The sequence below is a fragment of the Halomonas sp. H2 genome (assembly GCF_050215315.1).
GTDB lineage: Bacteria > Pseudomonadota > Gammaproteobacteria > Pseudomonadales > Halomonadaceae > Vreelandella.
Genome location: NZ_CP189760.1, coordinates 1,931,946 through 1,953,724, shown reverse-complemented (window position 1 = coordinate 1,953,724; position 21,779 = coordinate 1,931,946). Strand labels below are relative to the sequence as shown.

Here is a 21,779-nt window from a genome sequence, read left to right as displayed (position 1 = left end):
TCACCTATTGCTGTTGGATGATTTCAGGATCACCTGGAAGGGTGAACGTATAGATTAGATCTACCGCTTGGCTGGTACCCGACACGGCCTGAACATAGAGGTTACGCCATAGCGTATAGCGTAAAGTTAGTTCTGCGATTGGCGAGAAAATTCCCACGCCATAGCTAATCCGCAGATCGTCTGTCAGTTGCCCGCTTACGGCGACTTGGCTGTCGTCGCCCGCACCGGCAGTATCCAGCGTTAAATCGTCTATGCCGAAGGCTTCACCAATCGAGCCAACCGCGCCGCCAGTACGCCCTAACGACATGCCGATCAAAGCAGTTGTCAGCGCGCTGTCAACGCCGCCGGAAGCATCAGGTGCACGGCCGCGCAATAGGTAAGATAAAGCGCGCGACTCATCCATTGCTGGTTCAGAAAAGATCAGCACATTAGGTTCTTCGGCACTACCTGTTACCCGTAGGCCCGCGATCACCTCATCTTCGGTAACGTCCGGGTTACGGATGGCTTCGAAGTCGAGAGTAGGCAGCCCCGGCGGCCCGCTGAACAGTAGCCCACCGCGGCGAATGACCAGGTCTTGTCCAAATGCCTTAAAACGCCCGTCTACTAGGTTCACATCACCAAACAGCTGCAACGCTCCGCCGCTTTGGCGAATTTCAAGCGCTCCTCCCAATCCAGACTCCAGGCCGTAAGCCGAGATCTGCATATCGCTGCCTAGCGTCAACGTCACCAGCACATCAAGCTCCATTCCGGTAGCAGCCAGTTCATCCGCGGCACTGGGATCATCACCGCTGGCAGCTGCTCGCTGGGCCTCTATTTCGGCCTGGCGATCATCGCGCTCGGTAATAATGATCTCATCGCCGCTGGGTGAGACAGCCGAGGAGCCCATGTCACCAATTTCAAGCCGTGCCCAGGGTAGGCTGACATCGCCTCTGACTTGCAGCCGCTCCGGCGTCACGCGGACGCGGATATCTGGCGCCGCTTCCAGGCGACCAAACTGCGGCAATGCAATCAAAATGGGCTCTTGAACAGCATTGAGATCAACCCCGATCCGCCAATCGCCACCACTTGGCCAGTAGGCGTCACCAGTTATGTCTAAACGCCCGCGCTCCGCTGCTAGAAATCCAGCGATATCACCCTGCTCGCCATCAAAAGCAACAACAAGCTCTCCATCCTGAACATCGACAGGGATATCAGGGCCATTGACACTGATACCACGCAGACCAAGCTGGCCTTGCAAATCTGGTTGCGTTGTCGTGCCACTAATCTGAACGCTGCCGGTGAGATCACCCTCTAGTCGATCCATACCTACCACCATAGGCCGATAGGGCTCAAGGGAAACACCCTCTGCGCGCAGCTCGCCGCTTAATTCTCCTACGCCGATGGGGTCGTTAACCGATAGATTGAGGTTTAAATTGCCCGCCTCAGCCAGGGAGAGCGCGACATTAGCATCCGCCTGCGCTTGGTTAGCCTCTATCTGAGCGTCTAAACTAATCTCAGGAAGCGCTACGGGTTGGCCAAAGTCATTGACCGCGGTAATCGCCAGCTCGCTTAAGATTTGCAGATTGGCCTGCCACTGAGCCCCTCCATTGCGCCAGTTAGTGGCGAGATCCGCGGTTGTGTCACCCTCTAACTGCCACTCTTCCGGCAAGAAGGGCTCCAGCATCTCCATGGGCACTTCACGTACCGTGAGCACCGCATTGCCCTGTTGCGCCGAGGCATTGATCTCCTCTGCTGAACAGACCAGACCACCCTCTTCACGCCGCAAGCAGAAAGGCGACAAGCGCGCTTGGCCATTGGCCATGTTGTAGCGCAGGTCCAACGGCGCTTCGAGACGAATATTGCCCGCCTCAGAGTCGACTTCCAGCGGCGTGACTTGCGCCTGATAGAGCTGACTCTGCTGGTTAAAACGGCCATCAAGGGCAAGCAATGCACGACTTAGTACGTTGTTTTCAGCCCCCTGGGCGTTAACCTCAAGCCGATGCTGAGAGAGCCGCCCTGCGAGGTTGGCTTGCAGGGTGGAAAGTGACTGACCGCCCGCATTAACGTTTTGTAGGGCCAGTTGAACATCGAGAGTGGGGTCGTCGACACCCTCAACATTGGCCTCTAAGCTGAGCTGCTCGACACGGTTTTCGGCAAAGCGCACGCCATTGCCCTGCAGATCAGCGATCAACTGCGGCTGATTAAAGCTACCGCTGGCTTCTAGCGTGCCAACAATAGTGCCTGCCAAATCGGGCGATAAGGTTTGCAGCTGGCGCAGGGCAATATCCGCATTCAGCGACATGGCTTGCTCACTGATTTGTCCGGTTGCCTCTACGCGATTATCCCCTTGGGTGAACAGCAGCTCATCAATATCCACTTCCAGATTACTGTTAGCATCAAACGCCGCCTGTAGCGTTAACGGGTATTCGTGTAATTCACCGTCAATGGCTAAGTTGGGCACGCTAATCGCCCATTGGTCCCCTTGTTGCCCCTGTTCCTGGGCCTGTATTTGCGAGATGGCTAGCTCAATATCGCCATTTAAATTGCCGTCCAGCTGTTCAACAAAATGCGCAGGATTAAACTGATCCAAGCGAATGCGAGTATTGACCTGTAGCGGTGTTAGCCAGTTAATACTACCTTCGCTGCGCAGCGAGCTTTCGCCCACCGCTAAGGTGAGCGGTTGCCAGCTAAATTGCTCCAGCCCCCCTTCGCCAGTTAGGTCTATTTGCATGCGCGGCAAGCTGGGCCCTTCAACAGCCATGGCGAGCTGGGCGCGATAATCGCTGAGATTCCCCGTTAGCTGTAAATCCAGATCATCGATCACGTAGGGGGAATCGCCCTGTTCTGAACTGCTCTGTTCGGCACTCTCGCCTTCATTTTCTGGTGTATTGGCCGGTAGCGGCCACTGTACTTGGTCACTTTGTACATTCAGTTGAAAAGGCAGCGTAGGGGCTAGTGCGTCTACTTGGCCACGCAAAGACGCGTTGAGCGGGCCCGTCGCATTTAGCTGCGCTTCGAGTGCATCCAGAGAGCCCGAAAGCGTTAACTCAAACGTTTCGTTACTCTGCTGCTGAAAAAAGTCAGGCATCAGCTCTGGCAAGAAAAGCTCAATGTTTAAACGCGCTTCAAGCGGATAGTTGTCAGTTAGCGTGGCACTTGCGGCTAACTCCGCCTGCGCATCCGGCGTAACCAAGACAAATTTGGTAACCTCAACGTCACTGTCCTGGGTGAGAAGTCCGAATTGCAGACGCTCAACGCGATACTCAGTGGCCCCTTCCAGGCGGAAATCATTGAGCGTAAATTCAGGCAACTGAATATCCACTGGCAGCGTGATATCGGGTAGTTCCAAGCGTTCGCGGGCTTCAAGTTGTTCTTCAGGTGACTCCGCTGCGAGCACCGCCTCTTCTTGAGATTGTTCTTGAGATTGTTCTTGAGACGGGTCTTGGGGCTGATTAAGTAATAGAGCGCTGTCAATGGCCTCGGCATAAAGCGGCGTTTCAACGCCTTGGGTTAGCAACACGCCTGCCGAGGGTGGCAAATAGACCCGAGGCTGCTCTAAATGCGTTGGCGCTAGGCGTACTTCATTACCTTCGGCGACTACCGCTGAGCTTAACGATTGCCACTCAAGCTCGGTACCATTGGCAAACCGCAGGCTGACATCGTCAAGTAGCAACGCGCGTAACTCGATCGGGAAAGGAAAATGGATAGCCAACGGTGCGCCATTATCTTCCGGCGGTGGCGCCTGCTCACTCGATGGCGCTAACCGGATATCGGCACCCACCACTCTGAGGGTGTCGATACATAACCGCCCGGAAAGCACGCAGTCATCTGCCCACTGCAATTCAAACTCATCGACGGCAATGCGGGTTGCTCCCAGTTCCAGCTGAAAATCTTCGAGCTGAAAATGATCAAGTAAGCCGCCCTCATGATGTGAATAGGCGAAAAAATCGCGTTGTTCGCCTTGCGATAGCAACACGCCGGTGCCCCAGGGCGACAACGCCACCCCGACGATTAACGCCACAATCCCAAACAGCCAAATAGGCACTACGATCACGAGGCGTATAAAGCTCCAAATGAACAGCCAAGCGCGATGTTTAGCAGACAATTTGTGCCGCTTATCAGACGCAGATGGTTCAACCTGAGACAAATCGCTCTCCTAAAATTCCGGTCCGATGGAAAAGTGCAAACGCCATGGGTCTTCATGGTCAAAGGGATGGGCAATGTCAAAGCGAATAGGGCCTACGGGTGAGACCCAGCGCACACCGACCCCAGCGCCGGTTTTCAGATCATCCGGCCCCCAGTTGTCAAAGGCATCACCGTTATCGACAAATGTAGCCCCCCACCAATCGCCGGTGACGCGGCGCTGATACTCAAGGGTTGAGGTGAGCATTTGTTGCCCACCACGCAAACGCCCCTCTTCATTGCGCGGTGAAAGGCTTTCATAGGAGTAGCCACGTACACTGCGGTCACCGCCGGCAAAAAAGCGTAGCGATGGCGGCAGCTTAGCAAAATCATCGGTTTCGATTGCACCCACACTAATACGCGCCAAGAAGCGATTATCATCGCCGATTGTGCGTATCCATTCGGTATCCCCTGTCATTCGAGCGAATTGGGCATCAGAGCCCCACACAGTATCCGAGTACTCTAACGAGAGCTGTTGGCGGTCACCCCATAAAGGGAAACGCTGAGGGCGTGTGCGCGTGCGTGACCACTGAATGCCCGGATAGAAAAGCCATACCTGATCGGCTTCACCGCCCTGTTCAAAGTCCTCATAAGTAGTGCGAAAATAGATCGATTGAACCCAGTCGTTATCAAACTCCCAGCGCCGCGCTACTTCGACGGTGGCCTCTAACGACTGGGTATCGCTATCGTCGATATTGCGGACACCGTATTGAAGCCGGTAGCTATCGCGAAGGGGGTCTTCAAGGGGGACGTTATATACCCCGGTAAAACGCTGCTCGGGGGCGGAAATATAGAGATCATGGTCAAGGCTATGGCCATAGCGATTGATCCATGGCTGCTCCCAGCCAAAGCGTAGCCGCGGGCCGACATCGGTAGCGTAACCAATACCCACTTCAAACTGATGACGATCGGCAGGCTCGACACTGACGTCAATAGGCAGTCGGGTATCGTTGGGTTTGTTAATACTTAACGCGCTAGCCAAAGCAGCGCTGCTTAGACGGGCGCGCTCCGGCTGAGAGGCTGTTGCTTCGCTCCACCAAGCATCACCGCCACCGGGAGGTGCGATAGTCAATTCTTGAGCGGTTTCAAGACGTGGACGAACTGAAACAGAGCTGAACCAACGGGTTTCCGCGAGGCGTTGATTATACTCTGCCAGCGTCTCGGCCAAATAAGGCTCACCCGCCTCAAATGGCTGCATGTTCCTTAACCGATCGATTGCAATATGACTGCCGGTGATTAAGGTTTCACCAAATTTGTAGCGCGGCCCGCTGTCGAAATCCATATATAAACGCGCACTTTGCAAGTATGGACGCACTTCCATACGCCGGTCGGTAAAGCCCGAATCAAAATAGCCACGCTCAATCGCCAAACCCGAAAATTGCCCGCGCAGTCGGTCCCAAGGCGCATGCCTTAGCGCATCGCCCTCTTTCAGAGGAAAGTCTTCAACGGCTTGTTGAAAAGGCGGATCGCTGCTCGCGTCACCTTCCACATTAATCGACAGAATTTCAATTTCTACCTGGGGCCCCGGCTCAATGACAAGTCGTATGCGTTCATCATTAACACTTTCTAAGCTTATTTCTGGCTCGTAATAGCCATATACCCGCATGGCTTCCTCAGTGCGGCGGCGAATCTCACCTTCTAAACGCACCTCGGTGTATTGCTCTGCATCAATGTTCTCTAGATAGGCTTGGATGTTGCTTTCAACGCGCTCAGAAACACCTTCGATGGTTGCCTCTAGTGCCCACGCTCCCTGTGCTACGTATAACAATGGAAGCGCTACAAAAAATGTGCGCCCCGTGGCTAATATCCCTTGCCGTTGTGTTCCCATACTTAATTTGTCCTAACCTAAATCAGCGGTTTCATCGCCTTAGCATTGCAACGCAGCGGTTAACGTAACATTTCCAACTGAGCACTGAAGGCAAGCTGTGCTTGGCGCACTTGGCGCACATCGCTTTCTAATGAATTGAGACGTTGCGACCACTCCTGCTCTAGTGTTTCCAGGGCTTGTTGATCTGCCGGCGTGTCTAAATCTACCATTGACGCTGCCAAGGAGGCTTCCAGATCATCAAAACGAGCCTCAATCGCGTCTCGTTGAGCGGCTAACTGCTCCTCCCACTCGCTGCTGACATTGTTTACCTGGTTATCCAGCGCGGATAGACGCTGACCGTTCAGCTGCTCTAGGTGGGCAACTTCCTCGATAAGGTTTTGCCGACCCGATGTCCCCGCTTGCTCCAAGGCATCAAGCGATTCACGCATTGCTAGCAGTTGGCTGTCGCGCAACTCCGCCTGCTCTTCGAATTGGGCTAGTTGCTGCAGCAGGGTATTTATCGAATCGCTGGAAGCCATGTCTTCATTCATGGTGAGCAAGCTATATAGCTCTGCTCGCGTATCGTTCAGCGAAATTGATAGCTGCTCTTGTTCTTGGAACAGGGTTGACATTTGAGCTTGTACAAAGGTTATCACATCTTGTACGTCAGTGTCGCCCGAATCCAAGCGAGCGTGAACATTGGACACTTCGCCGCTGACCCGGTGCAGTTCATTTAAAAGTCGCTCACGTTCGTACCACAGTCCAGCCGCCGCCGCGCCTAACAGGACAATAATTAATAGCAAGCATAGCCATAAAGGCCATAGCGTCGGCCCTTTTCGATGACGCAAATGTTGCGCCGTCAAGCTTTGATCCACATCGGGTACAATGCGAGAGGATCCGGTGGCGTCTGGCATGACATTTCCTCAAAGAGTCTTCGGGTCGGCACGGCGGCCTATACCTCGGTACATTAATCCACAGCTGGCAACAAACTCGGGGTCGTAAATATTGCGTCCGTCCAAAACGAGTTTAGCGCTTAATAGCGAGCCAAGTCGGTGCCAGTCGGGGTTCCAATAGGTCTTCCATTCCGTCACCAGCATCAGTGCATCGGCCCCCTCACAGGCTTGATAAGGGTCATGGGTAAACGTGCGCAGGTCTTCCCGCTCGCCTACCAAAGCATGCAACGCGGGTACTGCCGCCGGATCATGCAGCTGCACCTTAACACCCTGCGCCCAAAGCGCTTCTAACAATGTTAAAACGGGGGCTTGGTCAATGCGGGCAGTGCCCGGTTTAAATGCGGCGCCCCAAATCGCCACGGTTTTACCCGCCAACTCGCCTGCAAAGTGAGACCATAGCTTGCGAAACAGGGTCTCTTTTTTGTGCTCGTTAATATCCATTACCTGCTCAAGCAGCGCTGAATAACGCCCGCTTTGCAGTTGCACATCCGCCAAGCGCATCAAGTCTCGGGAGAAGTTAGGCCCACCAAAACCACAGCCTGGGTAGAGGTATTCAAAACCAATACGTGAATCGGCGCCCATCCCCTGACGAACGTGCTCAACATCGACCCCTAGGGTATCAGCCAAACCGGCAATTTCATTCATATAACTAATGCGTGTGGCCAGCATCCCGTTAATCGCCAGCTTGGTGAGCTCTGCCGCGCGTCTTGGCATGCACTGAAATACTTCGCTGCGCCGATTAAAGGCGCGTAAAAGCTCCCGGATCACCTGCTCGCCAGTCGCATCATCGCAGCCCAATAGCCGCCTGGTGGGGCGAGTAAAAGAGTCCCAGGCACGGCCTTCCTCCAGCGTATCGGGCAGTGCCACGCTAGTGTGCTGAGCCCCCATCACGGTGTGTAAACGCTCAGTCTCACCTACCGGAAAGGTAGAGTTATTGATCAGCACAATACCGTGCTGATCAGCCAACAGAGGATCTTCAAGCAGTGTACTGGCCGAGCTACGTTGACCCGGTGATAACGCCAGCCAGATCACTTCAGGAGGCACGGCATCCGCTAACTGCTCAATCACCGTCAGCGTGCCATCTGCCATGCCCTGCTCAAGATGCGCCATTAGCTGGGGCTCGCTGCGTAACCAGCCCACTTGAGAAAGCGTTGACCAGGGCGAGTCTGAATGGGGTAACCACTGTACCTGATGACCTACCCAAGCCAACGCTGCAGCTGCCGTGGCCGCACTTAATTCGCTACCGTGAAGTAACACCCGCATGCGTCACTCTCCCTGTTGGTAACGTGATAGCAAGGTTTGAAAGGCTTCGCCGAAGTCAGGATGACGACGGGCATAGGCCAGGGTGGCTTCAAGATAACCCAATGGCTGGCCACAATCGTAGGTAGTGCCTTGCATCCGATACGCCTGCACACCCGACTGTTCGCGCAGCGTTTCCAGTGCATCGGTGAGCTGAATTTCGCCGCCGGCACCTGGCGGAGTGGCTGCTAAAATAGGAAAAACGTGGCCAGGCAGCGCATAACGGCCAATGACCGCTAAATTTGAAGGCGCGGCATCACGCTTCGGTTTCTCAACCATAGCGAGCAAGTCTGCCGACTCATTGGCCGTGGGCACATCGCCTGCTGGTGCCACGATGCCGTATTTCTCGACCTGATCCCAAGCGACCTCTTCAACCATTAGCTGGGCCGTCTGATACTGATCATACGCCGCTAACATACCGGCCAGATCGGTCGTCTGATTGGCGCTATTATCGACCAGCACATCGGGCAGTAGCACCGCAAACGGCTCGTCGTCGCCAATAATGGGCCGCGCACATAACACTGCATGACCTAAACCTAACGGCACGCCTTGGCGGATACTGATAATGCTGACATCGTCAGGCACTAAGTTACGCAGCATGGCCAACAATTCATGTTTACCCTTCGCTTCCAGACTTGCTTCCAACTCTGCCTGGGTATCAAAGTGGTTTTCGATGGCACTTTTATTGCTACTGGTGACCAATACGATCTCGCGAATGCCGGCAGCAATCGCCTCTTCGACGACGTACTGAATCACTGGCCGATCGACAATCGTAATCATCTCCTTGGGAATGGCCTTCGATGCCGGTAAGCAGCGGGTGCCAAACCCGGCGACTGGAAGTACGGCCTTACGAATCATAACGAGGTCCTTTTCATGCGTTCCGACACAGGAGTGGTTAGAATGTCCATAATACTGAAGGCGTGGTGGGATGCCACCACGCCAATGAATGATAACGAGTGCTTACGCGTTCATACACCGCTAAATACTCAATGATAACGGGAGTCATAACATGCAAGCGACGCCACAGGATAGCACTGCTGATCGCCTTCAAGGCAACGTGGATGCAGCGGAAGTCGCCAAATTCGAGGCACTCGCTAGCCGCTGGTGGGATACGCAGGGTGAATTTAAGCCCCTTCATGAGATTAATCCCCTACGCCTTGATTTTATTGATGCCCGTGCCGGCCTCGCGGGGAAAAAAGTCCTCGACGTAGGTTGCGGCGGCGGTATCTTAAGTGAATCGATGGCCCATCGTGGGGCCAAGGTAACCGGGATTGATCTTGGCGAAGCACCCTTAGCCGTCGCACGACTCCACGCCGAAGAGCGTGGCGTTAACGTTGATTATCAACATATCAGCGTGGAAGCCATGGCCGTTCAACAGCCGGGGTTTTACGATGTAGTGACCTGCATGGAAATGCTTGAACACGTTCCAGACCCAGCATCAATAATTTGTGCCTGCAGCGCTCTGGTTCGCCCAGGTGGTTATGTATTTTTGTCGACGCTGAACCGTACTGCCAAGTCTTACGCGTTTGCCATTTTAGGCGCCGAGTACGTGCTTAAACTGCTACCACGAGGCACGCATAATTACGCCAAGTTTATCCGCCCATCAGAAATGGCCGGGTGGTCTCGGGACAGCGGTTTAGAAGTGCGCGAGCAAACGGGGCTTACTTACAACCCGGTAACGCGTCGCTATCGTTTGGCCAGCCATGATGTTTCGGTCAACTATATGATGTACTGCCGCAAAGTGAGCGATTAAATGCCGATGCAAGCGCCCCAAGCGATCCTCTTTGATTTGGATGGCACCCTGGTCGATACGGCTCCCGATTTGGCTAACGCAACCAATGCACTGCGTCTTTATCATGGCTTAGCGCCGCTGCCCTATGAGGTGATTCGTCGTCAGGTTTCTAACGGCGGCAGTGCGCTGGTCACGCTAGCGCTAGGGTTGGAAGCCACAGCTGATGGGCATGCGCAGGCGCGTCAATATCTACTCGATGCCTATGTGCAAGCCGTGGCCGTTCATAGCCGGGTTTTCTCGCCGCTTGATGTATGGCTGGACGAGTGGCATAGCGATCAACGGCTCTGGGGAATTGTGACCAATAAACCGCGCCGTTATACCCTGCCACTGTTAGAGGCACTGGCTCTGCAACCCGGCGCGCTTCTTTGCGCGGACGATCTTAGCGTTAGAAAACCCGCCCCTGAACCACTATGGGAGGCGGCACGACGCTTGAATGTTACGCCTGAACAGTGCTGGTATGTCGGCGATCATGCACGCGATATTGAAGCAGCCATCGCGGCAGGCATGACCGCCGTGGCGGTAGGGTATGGCTATATTAGCGAAGAGGATAACTACCGGCAGTGGCCTGCCGATTTGTGGTTTGAAGAGTGTCAGGCCTTGGTTGATGCCCTTGGCGCATTCAAACGCTAACGAAGCATCTATCACAACACGCCGGACACCCATATTGACCATGGCCGGCGCGGCGTCTATTAAACCCGTGGTGGCTGGGCGTCAAGCTTTTGTCCGCTGGTACCGGTGCTGTCCGGCCCCATTAGCCATAAGTAAGTTGGCACGATCTCTTCTGGCGTGCGCAGCGTGAAGGGATCTTCACCGGGGAACGCGATTCGCCGCATTTGGGTGCGCGTGGCACCCGGGTTGAGCGAATTGACCCGGATATTGGGTTGATTTTCCAGTTCATCGGCCAGCACGTCGACAAAGCCTTCAGTGGCAAACTTAGAAACCGAATAAGCGCCCCAATAGGCCCGGCCTTTACGCCCAACGCTGGATGAGGTGAAAATTACCGAGGCGTCTTCTGACTGCTGTAATAGCGGCAGCAATGCCTGGGTCATCCAGATTGGCCCGTTGATATTGACCTGCATCACCTGTTGCCAGAGCTCGGGGTTGTACTGTTCAAACGGCGTGATTCGGCCTAGCAGTCCTGCGTTATGCAACAAGCCATCTAGGCGTCCAAACTCCTTATCTAGCGTTTCTGCCATATCATGAAAATCTTTAAGCGTAGCACCTTCAAAATTGAGCGGAAAAATAGCCGGCTGGGGGCCACCTGCCGCTTCAATTTCATCATACACGCGCTCTAACTTGGCAATGGTGCGCCCCAATAGAATCACGGTCGCCCCGTGTTGGGCATAATTCAAGGCCGCCGCCCGGCCAATCCCATCGCCGGCGCCGGTTACCAACACGATGCGATTTTCCAACAGGTTGGGCGCTGGTTGATAGTCGATCTTGCAGCTCATGCTGATTCCCTGAAGCAAAAAAAATAGATCAAAAAACTAACTCGCTGATTGACGTAAAAAGTCATTGGCAAGGCCTGCGGCGCTGCTTTGCGGGTAGTCATCACGCACACGCTCTAACAACTCACGGCTACGGGCTGCCTCACCTTGACGCGCTTTCACTAAGCCTAGCTTATAGATCGCGTCCGGTACTTTACTACTGCCGCTATAATCATCAATGACACGGCTAAATGCTTCGTCAGCAGCGTCCAGCTCGCCTTCTGCCGCATATAGCTCGCCCAACCAGTAGTGGCCATTGGCCGTTAAGCTGGTATCGGGGTGGTCGGTAACAAAGGCGTCGAACGCAGCAATCGCTTCTTCAAAACGACGTGCTTGAACATGCGCAAAGGCCGCTTGGTAATCAGCTTGAGCATCTTCACTGACATTGCTGTTAGAAGGCGCATTGACGACTTGCTCGGCGGCTTCAGGCTCGACGGGAGGCGTCGACTCCTCGATTTGCGTCGGGCCGCTACTCATTAAACGGTCTTCAATATCGAGGTACTGCTGCTGAGACTGGCGCCGCAACTGCTCCATCTGGTGGCGTAATTCTTCGATCTGCCCGCGCAACTGCTGGATTTCTTGCTGGTGTTCTTGCACTTGGTTGAACAGCACCAAATTGCCACGGGAGGCTTCTTGTCGCTGCGTCTGGTCGTAAAAACCGCCGCTGTTGGGAGAAGAGTTCAGATCTTGCACGAGCGGCTGTTGAGCAATAGCCGTAAGAGGCAGGACGGACAACGGGAGCACTAAGGCTCCCGCACCGCACAGCCTCTCAAGATAACGCTTGAGACTGTGATTCATGATGACTCCGGAGATGTAAACGGCGTGCAATTAGCCGCACGCCGAATTCATCAGTGGTTAAGCATTCAACTGTTAAACGCTCAGTAGTTAAATACAACACGACGGTTCTGAGAGTAGGCGCTGTCGTCTTGGCCATTGACGGCCGGACGCTCTTCACCATAGCTAACTACACTCATTTGCGAAGATGAAACGCCCTGAATATTCAGGAAACGCTCTACCGCTCCGGCACGACGCTCGCCCAGCGCCATGTTGTATTCACGGGTACCACGTTCGTCCGTATGCCCGTGAAGAACCACTTGTGCACTCGGATTGGCACGCAAATAACGCGCATGAGCCATTACCACAGATTCATACTCATTTTTAATCGTATCGCGATCGTAATCGAAATAGATGGTGCGTACTTCAGGAATCCGTGAGTCAGCCTGCTGGCCAGAAGAACCTGAACCAGAAGAAGAACCGTACTGACTACCCGTGCCTGTGCCCGAGGTGCCAGAGCCGGTAGTGCTGCCATCCTGGCTACCGTACGAGTCACCGTCCTGGGTTCCGCCGGTGCTGGAACAGCCAGCGATTACTACAATAGATAGTGCTGCTGCTAATGAGCGGGCCAACGGTTTAAGTTGCATAATCAGACTCCTTGCCTGAAAACTAAAATTTCGAAGTTAATCAATTGAGTTGATCAATTTAAGAAGGGTGACCAAGCTGGATCACGTACATCACCTTGTGCTGATGGTAGTCTGAATGACGAACGGCCATCGGCAGAAACAGCACTTAGCACCCCACTATTCCCCTGTTGGGTAGCGAAGATTACCATGGTCCCGTTCGGCGCAACACTAGGAGATTCATCGCGTGTTGATTCGCTCAATACCACTAAGCGATCACCGCTTAGGTCTTGCCTTGCGACTTGATAACCGCGGCTAGAGCGGTGGATCAAGAATATCTGCTCACCATCAGGCGCATAACGTCCTCGCGCATTATAGTTGCCCGTAAATGTCATGCGCTGCGCCTCACCACCGCCCATTGAGTACTTGTAAAGCTGGGGGCCACCGCTGCGATCAGACGTGAACAGCAAGCTTTGACCATCAGGGGCCCAAGCGGGTTCGGTATCAATGCTGTTGTTATTGGTAATACGCTCTACTGAGCGATTGGCGATATCCATAACGTAGATTTCAGGCTGACCATCTTTAGACAGCGACATGGCGATGCGGCGACCATCCGGCGACCACGTAGGGGCACCGTTGATACCTTCAAACGACGTCGCTTTTACGCGCTGACCTGTCGCTACATCTTGAATATAGATAGCCGGACGCTCAGTTTCAAAAGAGACATAGGCGAGTTTGCCGCCATCGGGTGACCATGCGGGCGACATAATCGGCTCGTCAGAGGTCAAAACCTGCTCGCTACGGCGCCCATCGGCATCGGCAACGTAGAGGCCAAACTGCATATTGTCACCGACACCTTGAGCCGTAACGTAGGCAATCTTGGTCGAGAAAGCACCCCGAATATCGGTGATCTCTTCAAAGATTTGATCGCTGATATAGTGAGCCGCGCCACGCAGGTCATTTCCTCTCACCGTGACAGTTTCACCGATCATGCGGCGCTGGCCGCTGATATCCATCAGCTCAAACTGTAGTTCAAAACCACCATCGGTCTGCTCTGCGCTACCCACGACCAGATAGCGGACATCCAGCGAGCGCCACGTACCGAACTGCACGTCGTCACCCTCGCTAGGCTGTTCAAACATATCGCTACGCGCTAACGGATCGAAATATCCGCTGCGCTCAAGATCGTCTTGAACGATCTGAGCAACATCTTCTGGCAAGCCTTGTGAGCCTTCAAAAGGAACCACGCCAATTGGCAGCGCTTGATCGCTGCCCCGCGTAATTTCAATCGTTAAGTTGGCACTCGCCACACTGCTTACTAACAGCAGCACACAGAATAGCCATATTTTGTTCAAGCTTTGCATCAGCGAACATCCCCCGGGGTAAAGCGCAGATTAAACTGACGTAAATTACGCTGCTGGTTGGCTGGTAAATCTCTCAATTCACCAAACGGTGCAGCATGTTCAACGGCCTGCATGACAGACCGGTCAAAAGCACTATCGCCGCTTGATGTCACAATCGACGTAGCCAATACTTCGCCTGAAGGCCCTAGCCGCACTTGAAGCGTAGCACTCATCGAATCACTTGCGCCGGCAGGAATCAACCATGCCTGCTCGACGGCACGACGGACAATATTGATAAAGCTATTAGCCGCTTGCTCAGCCTGCTGAGCATTAGCCGCTGCTTCGGCTTCGCCGGCCAACTGGCGTTGCATGGCCGCCTCTGCCGCTTCAGCTGCCGCTCGCTGCCGCTCGGCCTCTGCTTCACGCCGCTGCTGCTCTTCAGCTTCGCGCTCGCGTTGGGCCTCTTCTTGCTCGCGTAGACGCTGCTCTTCAGCCTCCCGCTGGCGCTGAGCCTCTTCCTCTTCACGTTGCTGCTCTTCGGCTTCACGCTGGCGTTCAGCCTCTTCCTCCTCACGGCGCTGCTGCTCTTCGGCCTCTCGTTGGCGCTGAGCTTCTGCTTCCTCGCGTTGCTGCTGCTCGGCGACTTCCTGTTGGCGCTGGGCGTCTTCAACCTCACGCTGACGCTCAGCAGCTGCTGCCACTTCGGCCTCGCGCTCGGCGGCTTCTGCTGCCTGCTGCTCGGCCTGCTCAGCGGCTTCTGTAGCACGCCGCTGGGCATCTGCTTCTGCAGCCGTACGCGCTTCCTCCAATGCCTGCGCCTCGGCTTCTTCTGCCTGTTGGGCAGCCTCTTCAGCAGCAGCTTGCTCTTCGCTAGCTGAAGGCTCTTCACTAGCTACCGGTTCTTCTGGCGCCTCAGCTTCTGTAGGCGCTTCGGCGGGCGCACTCATCGCCGCTTGTTGCTCCGTTGCTTGCTGAGCCTGATCGGTAAAGGTTTCGGTACTCACCAGCGTCGCTTGCACAATGGAGGAGCTGTCAGGCTCAGCCGTTCGGCTGGGTAGGCTAATCAAGCTAAACAGCACAATAGCGACATGCACAGCGATCGCCAGAACAGTTGGCCACTGATAGCCAACATCCTGAGGATCGTGAGAAGATTTTACTGCCATGTGCGCTTTACCCTTCCCCATCTTGCGACGGCTCAGAAAGCAGCCCCACGTTAGCCACACCCGCGCCTTGCAGGGTACTCATCAACACCACAACCTGCCCGTAGGGAACGTTGCGGTCTCCGCGCACCATCACCGGCGTGCCTGGGCGGCGCTGTAAAATCGTCATCACACGCTGGGACATCTCATCCAGCGAAACGGAAGTAGAGTCTTCTCCTAAGGTGATGAAATATTCCCCTTCACGGTCAACCGAGATAACAATTGGGTCGTTATCCTCTTGAGCCTCAATGGGTTGAGAGGAAACTTGCGGCAATTCAACTTGTACGCCCTGGGTCAACATGGGCGCGGTGATCATGAACACCACCAGCAGTACCAGCATAATGTCGATAAAAGGGACGACGTTAATTTCCGCCATCGGCTTGCTTTTACCGCTACGATTGAACGGTCCTTGCATGGCTGTCTCCCTTAGTTCGCGCTCGGCTTACCGTCACGGCCTTGCAAATTACGGTGTAAAATAGCGTGAAACTCTTCGGCAAAATCTTCGTATTTACCAAGCAGCCGAGACGCTGAATTGGACAGGCGGTTATAAAAAATGACCGCAGGGATGGCTGCAAACAGACCCATTGCCGTTGCAATTAGCGCTTCCGCAATCCAGGGCGCGACCGTTGCCAGGGTCGCTTGCTGTGTCAGTGACAACGCTTGGAACGACCCCATTATGCCCCACACGGTACCGAATAGGCCGATATAAGGGCTAGCCGACGCAACAGTGGCCAGAAACACCAAGTGTTGCGTTAAGCGATCCTCTTCGCGTGACCAGGCAACGCGCATACTGCGCTGTACGCCTTCCAAGACGGTATCTGGATCGCGGGTTTTAGGCATTAAACGGTTAAATTCGCGAAAACCTGCTTGAAAAATATGCTCGGCACCGTGGCGCGGATCATCGGCGGGAATTTCTCGATACAGCTCGTTTAAGTCGACACCTGACCAAAAAGATTCCTCAAAGTGGTTGTACTCTTTCTTAGCACGGTTCAGCGCAATACTGCGCTGAAAAATCACCACCCAAGAGAGGACCGACGCCACCAGCAATAGCAGCATTACCAGCTGTACCACGGTGCTGGCATTCATTATCAAATGGGGAATGGACATGGTGTTATCGTTCACAGGTGCCCTCATCAATCTATTAGAGTCGGCATGGCCGACGCAGTGAATGACCTCTTGGTTAAGAGGCCCGTGTCAAAATATCAAGCGATGCGGGCCAAGCTTTTGGCCGTAAACGCTGGGTGCTCAAGCAGGCTATCTCGACCGTGGCAGAGCAGAGTAGTTCCCCATTACGCCACACCTGCTGCTCAAACGTCATGCGACAGTGACCTACTTGGCTCACTTGAGCACTAATTTCCAACGCGTCGTCTAAACGGGCCGGTTTCGCGTAATGGCAGGCCAAGCGGTATACCACTAGCTGTGTCCCTTCGTCTAGCAGCGTTTGCTGATTAAGGCCTAGTTGGCGTAACCATTCGCTGCGCGCGCGCTCCATAAACTTCAGGTAGTTAACGTAGTAGACAATCCCGCCCGCGTCTGTGTCTTCCATATAAACACGTAGCGACAGGCGATAACCATCTTTGACCGACGTCGTCACGGGCGCCGCTCCCCTTCCATATCAGCCGCCTGCTCATGTGGCACGCGTTCAAAGTGCAGCCAAGCTTGGCGGGTGACCACCCTGCCGCGGGGCGTACGCATAATAAGGCCCTGCTGAATGAGGTAAGGCTCGATCACATCTTCGATGGTATCGCGCTCTTCACTGATTGCCGCAGACAGCGAATCAACGCCCACCGGTCCACCGTCAAATTTATCGATCATGGCCAGCAAAAGCCGACGATCCATATGGTCTAAACCGTGATGATCCACATTGAGCATATTAAGGGCCGCGTCGGCCATGGCGACATCCACCACGCCATCACCTTTCATTTCGGCATAATCGCGTACGCGACGGAGTAACCGGTTAGCAATACGCGGCGTGCCACGTGAGCGCTTAGCAACTTCAATGGCGCCGTCATGGCTGGTCTCTACGCCCAGCAGGCGTGCGGAGCGCGAGACGATTTCGGTCAGCTCTTCAAGATTGTAAAACTCAAGCCGCTGAACGATACCAAAGCGGTCGCGCAGTGGAGAGGTCAATAACCCGGCCCGCGTTGTTGCGCCCACCAGCGTAAAACGAGGTAGATCCAGCTTAATTGAGCGCGCCGCAGGCCCTTCGCCAATCATGATATCCAGCTGAAAATCTTCCATGGCCGGATAAAGCACTTCTTCAACCACCGGTGATAGGCGGTGAATCTCATCGATAAACAGTACGTCGCCTGGTTCCAGGTTGGTGAGCATGGCGGCTAAATCGCCTGCCCGCTCAAGCACCGGGCCAGAGGTCGACTTCATGCCGACACCCATTTCAGTGGCAATAATATGCGCGAGGGTGGTTTTACCTAACCCTGGTGGGCCGAATACTAGGGTGTGATCCAGGCTCTCTTCGCGCAGCCGTGCGGCACCAATAAAGATTTCCAGCTGTTCGCGGACACGCGGCTGGCCAATATAGTCATCAAGCCGTTTAGGGCGAATCGCATAATCAATGCGCCCTTCACCTTGCTCAGGTTCAGCGGCGATCAGCCGATCGTGTTCTAGCATAAATGCTCTTCTTTAAGGCGATTTCACAGTGATGTTTTCAAACCAGGCCGCAACCCAAACTTGCCAATGCTTAACCACTCATACGCTGGGTGAGCGCGGCTTTGATCAGCGCTTCGGTGGACTGATGAGGGTTAATATCGGCGAGCATTTTCGATGCTTCGGTCAATTTATACCCCAAACTTACCAGCGCGGCTTCAGCATCAGCAAGGCTATCACGGCTAGATACACGACCATTCGCCGCTTCAAGAGGCAGTAACGTATCACTGCTATCTTCCCGCTGATCTTGCCAATCGGGGAAGCGGTCGCGCATTTCGATAATCAGCCGCTCAGCGGTTTTCTTGCCCACGCCCGGTAGCTTTGTGAGCGCTTTGTTATCGTCATCGCGCACGCAGCGCATAAAAGCGTCTTCGTCCATACCCGATAGGATGGCCAGTGCGAGCTTGGGGCCTACACCGTTGACTTTAATCAGCGCGCGGAAAAGCGCACGCTCATGCTCTCTGCCAAAACCATACAGTAAGTGGGCGTCATCACGGATGGTCAGATGAGTGAATAGCGACACGCTCTCGCCGACCGCAGGAAGAGCCACCAGCGTATTCATTGAGGTTTCTAGCTCGTAACCTACGCCATGAACGTCGATCACAATCCAGGGGGGTTGCTTTGCCAGTAACTGACCACTCAGACGTCCAATCATAAAGTCGCTCGTGCCATTGAAAAAAGAGTGAAAACAATTGTGTGAAAAACAAACGCTTACTATAAAGCCACTCTGTACAGATGACCAGTAGTTCAGCCAACCACCCAGCGGGAATTAAAGCCGCCAGCGGCCAGTAGAACGACGCCGCCCCCGAGATGGCGCCGCCGAAAGGCCGTGACGGCTAAAAGTATGGCCACTATAGGCATGGGTTAGCGCAATGGCGAGAGCATCAGCGGCATCGGCTTGCGGGGTGGCGGAAAGCAGCAAAATAGCGCTAACCATATGTTGGACCTGCTCTTTATCCGCGCCGCCCTGCCCAGTTACCGCCTGCTTAATTTGCCGCGCGGCGTACTCGGCAAGGTTCAGCCCATGGTTAGCCATACACACCAGCGCTGCTCCCCGGGCTTGCCCGAGTTTCAGTGCGGAATCGGGGTTTTTGGCCATAAAAACCCGCTCAATGGCCACTTCGTTGGGGCGGTGCAAACCGACCACTTCGCTAAGACCGGCGTAGATTTGTGCTAAACGCTGCTCGAGCGACCCTTCCGCCGTGCGTATGCATCCACTTGCGACGTAACAGGGCTTAACGCCGATCACATCAATCACCCCGTACCCGGTCACGCGCGAGCCTGGGTCAATGCCCAAAATACGGATCGGTACGGCTGGTGGTGCTGCATCCATAGCATTAACCTATAAAAACACCGACGCCGGGGCGTCGGTGTAGGACATCGGCGTTAAGCCATTACTCAAGCGGCTTATTCGGCCGCTGCTTCCGCCTTGGCTTTTTGGCGTAGACGAATATTGAGCTCTTTTAACTGCTCTGGACTAACTTCGCCCGGGGCATTGGTCATTAAGCAAGCAGCGCTTTGGGTTTTCGGGAAGGCGATCACTTCACGGATCGTTTTGGCGCCCACCATCAGCATCACCAAGCGATCCAAACCAAAGGCTAAGCCGCCATGGGGTGGTGCACCGTACTGCAGAGCGTCAAGCAAGAAGCCAAATTTCTCTTGAGCCTCTTCTTCACTAATACCCAAAATCTCAAATACCGTGCTCTGCATGGCCTGATCGTGAATACGAATAGACCCACCACCCAGTTCGGTACCGTTGAGCACCATATCGTAAGCGCGTGAAAGTGCTCTTGCAGGATCCGCCTTCAGCTCTTCCGGTGTGCAGGAAGGCGCGGTAAAGGGGTGATGCAGCGGGCTCAGACGACCATTGTCATCGGCTTCAAACATCGGGAAATCAACCACCCACAACGGCGCCCATTGCTGGGTATAAAGCTCCAAGTCAGCACCGAGTTTGACCCGCAGTGCACCGATGGCTTCGTTGACGATACGTGCTTTATCGGCACCGAAGAAAATAATGTCGCCATCTTCTGCGCCGACCCGATCAAGCAGCTCTTCAACGATGTTTTCCATAAACTTGACGATCGGCGACTGCAAGCCTTCAAGCCCTTTGGCGCGCTCGTTGACCTTAATCCACGCCAAGCCTTTAGCACCATAGATACCGACAAACTTGGTATATTCATCAATCTCTTTACGCGATAGCTTGGCGCCGCCGGGCACCTTCAGCGCGGCCACACGTCCATCGTCTGCACTGGCCGGGCCAGAGAAGACTTTGAAATCAACCTGCTGCATAAGATCATCGACATCGGTCAATTCGAGCGGGATACGCAAATCCGGCTTATCGGAACCGAAGCGATCCATTGCTTCCTGCCACGTCATACGCGGAAACTCAGGCAGCTCAGCTTTGAGCACGTCCTGGAAAAGCTGACGAATCATGGCTTCGGTAATGCCCATGATGTCGTTCTCTTCCACGAACGACGCCTCGATATCAATCTGGGTGAACTCAGGCTGACGGTCGGCGCGCAGATCTTCATCGCGGAAGCACTTGGCAATTTGGTAGTAGCGGTCAAAGCCCGCCACCATCAACAGCTGTTTGAATAGCTGCGGAGACTGGGGAAGTGCGAAGAAACTGCCTGCATGGGTACGGCTAGGCACCAAGTAATCTCGCGCGCCTTCAGGCGTAGCGCGAGTGAGTACCGGCGTCTCGATATCCAAGAAGCCCTGGTTTTCAAGGAAAGCTCGTACGTTGTGCGAAATACGCGAACGCAGGCGCAACTTCTCAATCATGTCCGGCCGACGGAGATCAATATAGCGGTGCTTTAAACGCACCTCTTCACCCACTTTGCCATGCTCATCAAGCTGGAAAGGCGGGGTAATGGCGGTGTTAAGCACTTCAACGTCTTTGGCCAAAACTTCAATCATGCCCGTCGGCATGTTGGGGTTTTGAGTGCCTTCAGGACGCAACCGAACACGGCCGGTGATACGCAGTACATACTCACTGCGGGCACGGTCGGCAGTGGCGAATGCCTCGGCGGTGTCGGGGTCGACCACGAACTGAGCGATGCCATCGCGATCGCGCATATCGAGGAAAATCACTCCGCCGTGGTCGCGGCGGCGATGAACCCAACCGCATACCGTAACCGTTTGATCCACCAAAGTTTCGTTAAGCTGGCCGCAATAATGGCTGCGCATGTCAAATCCTGTTCTGTTACGTGGCAATTAATGTGTCGCGAGCGTCCCGGCCCTGGCTGCTAAAGCTATGCCGCGGCGCCTTTGTCGCTGGGAGTAACGCTCTTGGGAGTAGCGTTGGTATCGCTTGATTTACCGGCCTCTGTGGAAGCAGTTTTGCCGTCAGCGACCAAATTCTTTTTGCTACCCGTTTTGAAATCGGTTTCGTACCAACCGCCGCCGGCTAAGCGAAATCCTGCTGCTGAGACAAGCCGTTCCAAGCCATCGCGTTGGCAAGCGGGGCAATCCTTAAGAGGATCGGCGCTAATTTTCTGCAATTTTTCCATGCGATGACCGCAGGCCTTGCACTCATATTCATAGATGGGCATCTTGATAGCTCCTAATAAGGTCAACCCTGCCAAGCTGCCAATATGTGGCTAGTCAGGATAAATTCCAAGGCTGCGGTTGATAAAGCGCCGCCATTATACCCTTTTGTGACCCCTGCCGAGCAA

The 21,779-nt window shown here is 54.4% G+C and carries 20 protein-coding genes; 2 read left to right on the top strand and 18 right to left on the bottom strand.

What is annotated here, in order from left to right; translation table 11 throughout:
* Positions 1-4 precede the first annotated feature (4 nt).
* From tamB to galU, 5 genes are read right to left on the bottom strand one after another with little or no spacing between them, the layout of a single operon-like run.
* On the bottom strand, positions 5-4,126 hold the full coding sequence (gene tamB / locus ACQE2I_RS09035) for an autotransporter assembly complex protein TamB (protein ID WP_427031322.1): 4,122 nt from the start codon (positions 4,124-4,126) through the stop codon (positions 5-7).
* 9 nt (positions 4,127-4,135) lie between these two features.
* Positions 4,136-5,989 (bottom strand): autotransporter assembly complex protein TamA, encoded by a 1,854-nt coding sequence (gene tamA, locus ACQE2I_RS09030; RefSeq protein WP_427031321.1) that lies wholly within the window; start codon positions 5,987-5,989, stop codon positions 4,136-4,138.
* Positions 5,990-6,048: 59 nt separating this feature from the next.
* Positions 6,049-6,882, bottom strand: a complete 834-nt coding sequence (locus ACQE2I_RS09025) for a hypothetical protein (protein WP_427031320.1) — start codon at positions 6,880-6,882, stop codon at positions 6,049-6,051.
* A gap of 9 nt (positions 6,883-6,891) precedes the next feature.
* Positions 6,892-8,184: a nucleotide sugar dehydrogenase gene (locus ACQE2I_RS09020; protein ID WP_427031318.1), complete on the bottom strand. Its 1,293-nt coding sequence runs from the start codon at positions 8,182-8,184 to the stop codon at positions 6,892-6,894.
* 3 nt (positions 8,185-8,187) lie between these two features.
* On the bottom strand, positions 8,188-9,078 hold the full coding sequence (gene galU, locus ACQE2I_RS09015) for a UTP--glucose-1-phosphate uridylyltransferase GalU (RefSeq protein WP_427031317.1): 891 nt from the start codon (positions 9,076-9,078) through the stop codon (positions 8,188-8,190).
* A gap of 151 nt (positions 9,079-9,229) precedes the next feature.
* Between galU and ubiG the strand changes: the two genes are divergently transcribed.
* Together ubiG and ACQE2I_RS09005 are read left to right on the top strand one after the other, a co-directional pair.
* Positions 9,230-9,973 (top strand): bifunctional 2-polyprenyl-6-hydroxyphenol methylase/3-demethylubiquinol 3-O-methyltransferase UbiG, encoded by a 744-nt coding sequence (gene ubiG, locus ACQE2I_RS09010; RefSeq protein WP_427031315.1) that lies wholly within the window; start codon positions 9,230-9,232, stop codon positions 9,971-9,973.
* On the top strand, positions 9,974-10,642 hold the full coding sequence (locus ACQE2I_RS09005) for an HAD-IA family hydrolase (RefSeq protein ID WP_427031314.1): 669 nt from the start codon (positions 9,974-9,976) through the stop codon (positions 10,640-10,642).
* A 59-nt stretch (positions 10,643-10,701) separates the two neighbouring features.
* Here ACQE2I_RS09005 and ACQE2I_RS09000 read toward each other — a convergent pair whose 3' ends face one another.
* From ACQE2I_RS09000 to ACQE2I_RS08940, 13 genes are all read right to left on the bottom strand, one after another.
* Positions 10,702-11,463, bottom strand: coding sequence for a YciK family oxidoreductase (locus tag ACQE2I_RS09000; RefSeq protein WP_427031313.1), 762 nt, complete (start codon positions 11,461-11,463; stop codon positions 10,702-10,704).
* A gap of 36 nt (positions 11,464-11,499) precedes the next feature.
* Positions 11,500-12,297, bottom strand: coding sequence for a tol-pal system protein YbgF (ybgF, locus tag ACQE2I_RS08995; protein WP_427031312.1), 798 nt, complete (start codon positions 12,295-12,297; stop codon positions 11,500-11,502).
* 80 nt (positions 12,298-12,377) lie between these two features.
* Positions 12,378-12,920, bottom strand: a complete 543-nt coding sequence (gene pal / locus ACQE2I_RS08990) for a peptidoglycan-associated lipoprotein Pal (protein ID WP_427031311.1) — start codon at positions 12,918-12,920, stop codon at positions 12,378-12,380.
* 53 nt (positions 12,921-12,973) lie between these two features.
* The gene (gene tolB, locus ACQE2I_RS08985; RefSeq protein WP_427031310.1) at positions 12,974-14,260 is read right to left on the bottom strand and encodes a Tol-Pal system beta propeller repeat protein TolB; all 1,287 of its coding nucleotides are present in this window, start codon (positions 14,258-14,260) and stop codon (positions 12,974-12,976) included.
* A complete protein-coding gene (tolA, locus tag ACQE2I_RS08980; protein WP_427031309.1) occupies positions 14,260-15,402 on the bottom strand; it encodes a cell envelope integrity protein TolA in 1,143 nt (380 codons plus the stop codon). The genes tolB and tolA overlap by 1 nt, the downstream gene beginning before the upstream one ends.
* 7 nt (positions 15,403-15,409) lie before the next feature.
* Positions 15,410-15,853 (bottom strand): protein TolR, encoded by a 444-nt coding sequence (gene tolR, locus ACQE2I_RS08975; protein ID WP_427031307.1) that lies wholly within the window; start codon positions 15,851-15,853, stop codon positions 15,410-15,412.
* Between the two features lie 11 nt (positions 15,854-15,864).
* A complete protein-coding gene (gene tolQ / locus ACQE2I_RS08970) occupies positions 15,865-16,560 on the bottom strand; it encodes a protein TolQ (protein WP_427031306.1) in 696 nt (231 codons plus the stop codon).
* A 58-nt stretch (positions 16,561-16,618) separates the two neighbouring features.
* Positions 16,619-17,032, bottom strand: coding sequence for a tol-pal system-associated acyl-CoA thioesterase (gene ybgC, locus ACQE2I_RS08965; RefSeq protein WP_427031304.1), 414 nt, complete (start codon positions 17,030-17,032; stop codon positions 16,619-16,621).
* Positions 17,029-18,066, bottom strand: coding sequence for a Holliday junction branch migration DNA helicase RuvB (gene ruvB, locus ACQE2I_RS08960; protein WP_427031302.1), 1,038 nt, complete (start codon positions 18,064-18,066; stop codon positions 17,029-17,031). Before ruvB ends, ybgC begins: the two co-directional genes overlap by 4 nt.
* Positions 18,067-18,136: 70 nt before the next feature.
* Entirely contained in the window at positions 18,137-18,757 is a 621-nt protein-coding gene (gene ruvA, locus ACQE2I_RS08955) for a Holliday junction branch migration protein RuvA (protein ID WP_427031300.1), read from the bottom strand.
* Positions 18,758-18,871: 114 nt separating this feature from the next.
* Positions 18,872-19,435 carry a crossover junction endodeoxyribonuclease RuvC gene (gene ruvC / locus ACQE2I_RS08950; RefSeq protein ID WP_427031299.1) on the bottom strand — a complete coding sequence of 188 codons (564 nt, stop codon included), beginning with the start codon at positions 19,433-19,435 and terminating at the stop codon, positions 18,872-18,874.
* A 74-nt stretch (positions 19,436-19,509) separates the two neighbouring features.
* Positions 19,510-21,291, bottom strand: a complete 1,782-nt coding sequence (gene aspS, locus ACQE2I_RS08945) for an aspartate--tRNA ligase (RefSeq protein WP_427031298.1) — start codon at positions 21,289-21,291, stop codon at positions 19,510-19,512.
* 65 nt (positions 21,292-21,356) lie between these two features.
* Positions 21,357-21,656 (bottom strand): FmdB family zinc ribbon protein, encoded by a 300-nt coding sequence (locus ACQE2I_RS08940; protein ID WP_427031297.1) that lies wholly within the window; start codon positions 21,654-21,656, stop codon positions 21,357-21,359.
* Between the last annotated feature and the right edge of the window lie 123 nt (positions 21,657-21,779).